Genomic DNA, 6,151 nt, shown 5'->3' on the forward strand with positions numbered 1-6,151 from the left:
AGCCTCGGCTTCGGCAGCCACGACGGCAAGCGCTGGGAAACGCTGGTCGCCCGGCCGCACGGCATCATCCTCGTCACCGGCCCCACCGGTTCGGGCAAGACGACGACCCTCTATTCGACCCTGCGCCGGCTGGCCACCGACGAGGTCAACGTCTGCACCATCGAGGACCCGATCGAGATGATCCAGCCCGCGTTCAACCAGACGCAGGTGCAGCCGCTCATCGACCTCAACTTCGCCGAGGGCCTGCGCTCGCTGATGCGGCAGGACCCGGACATCATCATGGTCGGCGAGATCCGCGACCTGCAGACCGCCGACATGGCGATCCAGGCCTCGCTTACGGGGCACCTCGTCTTCAGCACGCTGCACACCAACGACTCGGCCTCGGCCATTACCCGGCTCAACGACCTCGGCGTCGCGCCGTACCTGATCGGCTCGACGCTGATCGGCGTGCTGGCGCAGCGGCTCGTGCGCACCCTGTGCCCCACCTGCAAGGTGCCCGACGAGGAGGTCACGCGGGAGACGCTGCACGAGGTGGTCAAGCCGTGGCGCCTGAATGGCGGCGTCCGCCCGTACAAGGCGGTCGGCTGCCTCGAGTGCCGAATGACCGGGTTCCGCGGCCGGGCCGGCCTGTTCGAGCTCCTGACAGTCAGCGACGCGGCGCGCGCCTCGATCCAGCCGACCTGCGACGAGGCCAAGCTGCGTGCGCAGGCATTGCAGGACGGCCTGCGCCCGCTCCGGCTCGCCGGTGCGATGAAGGTGGCGGAGGGCGTGACGACGCTCGACGAAGTGCTGCGCGCCACCCCGGCCTGGGAGTAGCGGCTCCGCGAAGTGCAGTCGGTGTAAACCAGACATGGGTCGCCGGGACGGCTGCCTAGAATCCAACGCTTTGCGGCGGAGCTTTCCTTGAAGATCAAGAGCGAGCGGGACTTCTGGGCCGGCCTGATGTTCATCGCCGTCGGCGTCAGTTTCGCTATCGGCGCGATGAACTACAGCATGGGCCCCGCCTGCCCGGCGCAGGCACCCTGCGCGAGCAGCCTCTACGCACGGTTCACGCAGTTGTCGGCGCACCCGGGCGCCGGTTATTTCCCGCTCGGTCTCAGCATCCTCCTCGCCTTCCTGGGCGCCATCGTCCTGTTCAAGTCGCTGACCATCGAGAGCGTCGGCGGCGATCCGGTCGGCGCCTTCGCGTGGCGGCCGCTGATCGTGATCGTCGTCGCCATCGCCGTGTTCGGCCTGATGCTGGAGCCGCTCGGCCTGCTGCTCACGATCCCGGTGCTCATCTTCATCACCAGCCTGGCCGGCGACGAATTCGGCTGGAAAGGCGTGCTCGTCAGCGCCATCGTGCTCACGGCGGCGTCGTGGGCCATCTTCATCCTGGGCCTGAAGCTCACTCTGCCGGTGTTGCCGTGGTTCGCGCGCTGATGCGTCAGCCGGCCTCTCAACGCCCGAACCGACGCTCCCCATGGATCTCCTGCAAAACCTGAGCCTCGGCTTCGGCGTGGCGTTCACCGCCACGAACCTGCTCTATGCGTTCATGGGCACGCTGCTGGGCACCCTGGTCGGCGTCCTTCCGGGCCTCGGCCCGGTGGCGACCATCGCCATGCTGCTGCCGACGACCTACGCGCTCGACGCCACGCCGGCGCTCATCATGCTCGCCGGCATCTACTACGGTTCGCAGTACGGCGGCTCGACGACGGCCATCCTGATCAACGTGCCGGGCGAGTCGGCCTCGGTGGTCACCGCGATCGACGGCTACCAGATGGCCCGCCTGGGCCGCGCCGGCGCAGCGCTCGCGGCCGCCGGCCTGGGCTCCTTCTTCGCCGGATGCGTGGGCACCATCGTCATCGCCGCGTTCGCGCCGCCGCTGACGGAGCTCGCCTTCAAGTTCGGACCGGCGGAGTACTTCTCGCTGATGGTGCTGGGCCTGATCGGCGCGGTGGTCCTCGCCTCGGGCTCGCTGCTGAAGGCGATCGCGATGATCATCCTCGGCCTGCTCCTGGCCCAGATCAACACCGACGTGATCTCCGGCACCGCCCGCTACAGCTTCGACATCCCGCAGCTCACCGACGGCATCGGCTTCGTGACGATCGCGATGGGCGTGTTCGGCTTCGGCGAGATCATCGCCAACCTCGGCCAGCCGGCCGGGAACCGGGAAGTCTTCACCAAGGAGGTCAAGGGCCTCTGGCCCACCAAGCAGGACTTCCACGACGCCTGGCCGGCGGTGGTGCGCGGCACCGCGCTCGGCTCGATCCTGGGCGTGCTGCCGGGCGGCGGTGCGCTGCTGTCGTCCTTTGCCGCCTACACCATGGAGAAGAAGATCGCCGGTGCCAGCGGCCGCTTCGGCAAGGGCGACATCCGCGGCGTCGCCGGGCCGGAGAGCGCGAACAACGCCGGCGCGCAGACCTCGTTCATCCCCATGCTCACCCTCGGCATCCCGCCGAACGCGGTGATGGCGCTGATGGTCGGAGCCATGACGATCAAGGGCATCCAGCCCGGGCCGCAGGTGATGACCAGCAACCCGCAGCTGTTCTGGGGCCTGATCGCCTCGATGTGGGTGGGCAACCTGATGCTGATCGTCCTGAACCTGCCCCTGATCGGCATCTGGATCAAGCTGTTGACGGTGCCCTACCGCTTCCTCTTCCCGGCCATCACGCTGTTCTGCTGCATCGGCGTCTATTCGCTCAACAACAGCACCTTCGACGTCTACATGACGGCGCTCTTCGCGGTGGTCGGCTACTTGTTCTACAAGCTCAGCTGCGAGGCGGCGCCGCTCCTGCTCGGCTTCATCCTCGGGCCGATGATGGAGGAGAACCTGCGCCGAGCCCTGCTGCTCTCGCGCGGTGACTGGAGCACCTTCGTCAGCCGGCCGCTGTCGGCGGCGCTGCTCGGCGCGGCGCTGCTGATGATCGTGATCGTCACCCTTCCTGCGATCAAGAAGAAGCGCGAAGTCGCCTTCCAGGACGCCGACTGAACGCGGGCGCGCCTGCGCCTCGACTCGCATGACACACCGCTTCGACTGGACGACGCACTACGCGTCGACGCGGGTTCCCGTGTTCGCCCGCAACATCGTCTCGACCTCGCATCCGCTCGGCGCCCAGGCCGGCCTGCGCATGATCCAGCAGGGCGGCAACGCCGTCGACGCCGCCATCGCCGCCGCCGCCGTGATGATGCTGGTCGAGCCGTGCAGCAACGGGCTCGGCTCCGATGCCTTCTGCATCCTCTGGGACGGCGAGCGGCTGCACGGGCTCAACGCCTCGGGCCCGGCTCCGGCGGCATGGACGCCCGAGTACTTCCGGCGCAAGCACGGCGCCGACGCGAAGCGGCCGCCCGTGCGCGGCTGGGACTCGGTCACCGTGCCCGGCGCAGTCGCCGGCTGGGTGACGCTCGCCGAGCGATTCGGCAAGCTGCCCTTCGGCGACCTGCTCGAGCCGGCCATCGACATCGCCGAGCGCGGCTACGCCGTTCCCGTGGTCGTGCAGCAGAAGTGGGCCGCGGCGACGCCCTTGATGCGCGACCTGCCGGGCTGGGCCGAGGCCTTCCTGCCGCACGGCCGCGCGCCCGAAGTCGCCGAGCACTTCGCCTTCTCGGCGGCGGCGCGCAGCCTGCGCGCGATCCAGGCCAGCAAGGGCGCGGCGCTCTATGGCGGCGAGATCGCCGAAGCCGCCGCAGCGCACGCGCGTGCCCATGGCGGCGCCATGGCGGTCGCAGACTTCGCCGCCTACCGGCCGGAGTGGGTCGATCCCATCGGCATCGACGTCTACGGCCACCGCCTGCACGAGATCCCGCCGAACGGGCAGGGCATCGCCGCGCTGGTTGCTCTCGGCATCCTGCGCCACTTCGACATCGGCTCGATGCCGGTCGACGGCCCCGATGCGACGCACCTGCAGATCGAGGCGATGAAGCTCGCCTTCGCAGACGTCTACGCGCACGTGTCGGATGCGCGATCGATGCGGCTCACCCCGGCCGAGATGCTCGACGAGTCGTACCTCCGCGAGCGGTCGCGCCTTATCGATCCGAGGCGGGCCCAGCGGTTCGCCGCCGGCAACCCGGTGCGCGGCGGCACGATCTACCTGACCGCCGCCGACGAGCGCGGCATGATGGTCAGCTTCATCCAGAGCAACTACATGGGCTTCGGCTCCGGCGTGGTCGTGCCGGGCTGGGGCGTGTCGCTGCAGAACCGCGGCCACGGCTTCGTCCTCGACGAGGCGAGCCCGAACTGCGTGGCGCCGGGCCGCCGCCCGTTCCACACCATCATCCCGGCGTTCCTCACCCGCGACGGTCGGCCGCAGATGAGCTTCGGCATCATGGGCGGCAACATGCAGCCGCAGGCGCACCTGCAGGCGATCGTGCGCATGCTGGCGCACGGGCAGCAGCCGCAGGCGGCCTGCGACGCGCCACGCTGGCGCTTCGACCACGGCCTGAGCATCGACGTGGAGAAGGCGATGGACCCGCGCACCGTCGCCGCCCTCGTCGACCGCGGCCACGAGGTCGCGGTGCTCGAGGACAGCTACCAGGACTTCGGCGCCGGCCAGTTCATCTGGCGCCTCGGCGACCCGGCCGTCGAGGGTTATGTCGCCGCCAGCGACTCGCGCCGCGACGGCCTCGCCGCGGGCTTCTGACGGGTGACTGCCGCCCCCGGCGCGCCACCCGCGCTCTGGCCCGGGCTGGCGCTGGCGATGGCCGGTTCGGTCGCCTTCTCGGGCAAGGCGATCATCGTCAAGCTCGCCTACCGCCATGGCGTCGACGCGGTGGCGCTGATCATGTACCGCATGCTGTTCGCTCTGCCGCTCTTCGCGCTGCTCGCCTGGTGGGCCGGACGCGGCAAGCCGGCGCTGACGCGGCGCGACTGGCTGGTCGTCTCCGGCCTCGGCTTCAGCGGCTACTACCTGGCGAGCTTCCTCGACTTCGCCGGCCTCGCCTACATCACGGCGAGCCTCGAGCGGCTCATCCTCTACCTCAACCCGACCCTCGTGCTCGCGCTCGGCGTCGTTGTCTTCAAGCGCAAGGTCACCGTCCGCCAGGTCCTGGCCCTGGCCGTCAGCTATTGCGGCGTGCTGCTCGTCTTCGCGCACGAGCTGTCGTTCCAGGGCAGCGATGCGGCGCTCGGTGCCGGCCTCGTCTTCGCCAGCGCCATGAGCTACGCGGTGTACCTGGTCGCCAGCGGCGAGGAGGTGGGCCGGCTTGGCGCCCTGCGCCTGACCGGCCTGGCGACCAGCGTCGCCTGCCTCTTCTGCATCTCCCAGTTCTTCGTCCTGCGGCCGGTCTCGGCCTTGGCGGTCGCGCCGGAGGTGATCTGGCTGTCGCTCCTGAACGCGACGCTCTGCACTTTCGCCCCCGTCCTCATGGTGATGATGGCCATCGAGCGGGTCGGCGCGAGCGTCGCGGCGCAGACGGGCATGATCGGGCCGCTGTCGACGGTGGCGATGGGCATCGTCTTTCTCGACGAGCCGTTCACCGGGTGGATCGTCGCGGGAACGCTTCTGGTCCTGGCGGGAATCTGGCTGCTGGCCACATGGAGGTAAGGAATGGATCTCGGAATCGCGGGGAAGTGGGCGCTGGTCTGTGCAGCGAGCAAGGGCCTGGGCAAGGGTTGCGCGATGGCGCTGGCCCGGGAAGGGGCCCACGTCGTCGTCACGGCGCGCGGCGCCGACGCGCTGGAGGCGACCGCGGCCGAGCTGCGCGCCCTCGGCGCCGGCGAGGTGCGCAGCGTCGTCGGTGACATCACCACCGAGGCCGGCCGCGCCGCCGCGCTGGCGGCCTGCCCGCAGGTCGACATCCTCGTCAACAACGCCGGCGGGCCGCCGCCGGGCAACTTCCGCGAGTGGAGCCGCGACGCCTGGATCAAGGCCATCGACGCCAACATGCTGACGCCGATCGAGCTCATGAAGGCGACCGTCGACGCGATGGCCGGCCGCGGCTACGGCCGGGTGATCAACATCACGTCGGGCGCGGTGAAGGCGCCGATCGACATCCTCGGCCTGTCGAACGGGGCGCGCAGCGGGCTCACCGGCTTCGTCGCCGGCCTGGCGCGGAGCCGGATCGCGAGCCGAGGCGTCACCATCAACGGCCTCCTGCCGGGCATGTTCGACACCGATCGCCTCCGCCACCTCCTCCTCGCTCTTGCCGTCACGCTTGGCGAGCGCGATCGTCG

The 6,151-nt window shown here is 69.9% G+C and carries 6 protein-coding genes; all 6 read left to right on the forward strand.

Features of this window, described 5'->3' with window-relative positions; all coding sequences use genetic code 11:
- Positions 1-816: GspE/PulE family protein (locus tag AC30N0_RS13575; protein WP_489518439.1), on the forward strand; the 816-nt coding region annotated here is incomplete at its 5' end.
- Between the two features lie 87 nt (positions 817-903).
- Complete coding sequence (locus AC30N0_RS13580; protein WP_489518440.1) at positions 904-1,422, forward strand: tripartite tricarboxylate transporter TctB family protein; 519 nt, start codon at positions 904-906, stop codon at positions 1,420-1,422.
- A gap of 40 nt (positions 1,423-1,462) precedes the next feature.
- A complete protein-coding gene (locus tag AC30N0_RS13585; protein WP_489518441.1) occupies positions 1,463-2,971 on the forward strand; it encodes a tripartite tricarboxylate transporter permease in 1,509 nt (502 codons plus the stop codon).
- Positions 2,972-2,999: 28 nt separating this feature from the next.
- Positions 3,000-4,619: a gamma-glutamyltransferase family protein gene (locus AC30N0_RS13590; RefSeq protein WP_489518442.1), complete on the forward strand. Its 1,620-nt coding sequence runs from the start codon at positions 3,000-3,002 to the stop codon at positions 4,617-4,619.
- Positions 4,620-4,622: 3 nt separating this feature from the next.
- On the forward strand, positions 4,623-5,522 hold the full coding sequence (locus tag AC30N0_RS13595; protein ID WP_489518443.1) for a DMT family transporter: 900 nt from the start codon (positions 4,623-4,625) through the stop codon (positions 5,520-5,522).
- A 3-nt stretch (positions 5,523-5,525) separates the two neighbouring features.
- On the forward strand, positions 5,526-6,151 hold a 626-nt coding region (locus AC30N0_RS13600; protein WP_489518444.1), incomplete at its 3' end, for an SDR family NAD(P)-dependent oxidoreductase.

Source organism: Rhizobacter sp. (assembly GCF_031412495.1).
Lineage (GTDB): Bacteria > Pseudomonadota > Gammaproteobacteria > Burkholderiales > Burkholderiaceae_C > Schlegelella_A.

Coding starts and splice junctions, on each gene's coding strand:
- AC30N0_RS13585 (WP_489518441.1), top strand. CDS start 1,463: ATGGATCTCCTGCAAAACCTGAGCCTCGGCTTCGGCGTGGCGTTCACC.
- AC30N0_RS13590 (WP_489518442.1), top strand. CDS start 3,000: ATGACACACCGCTTCGACTGGACGACGCACTACGCGTCGACGCGGGTT.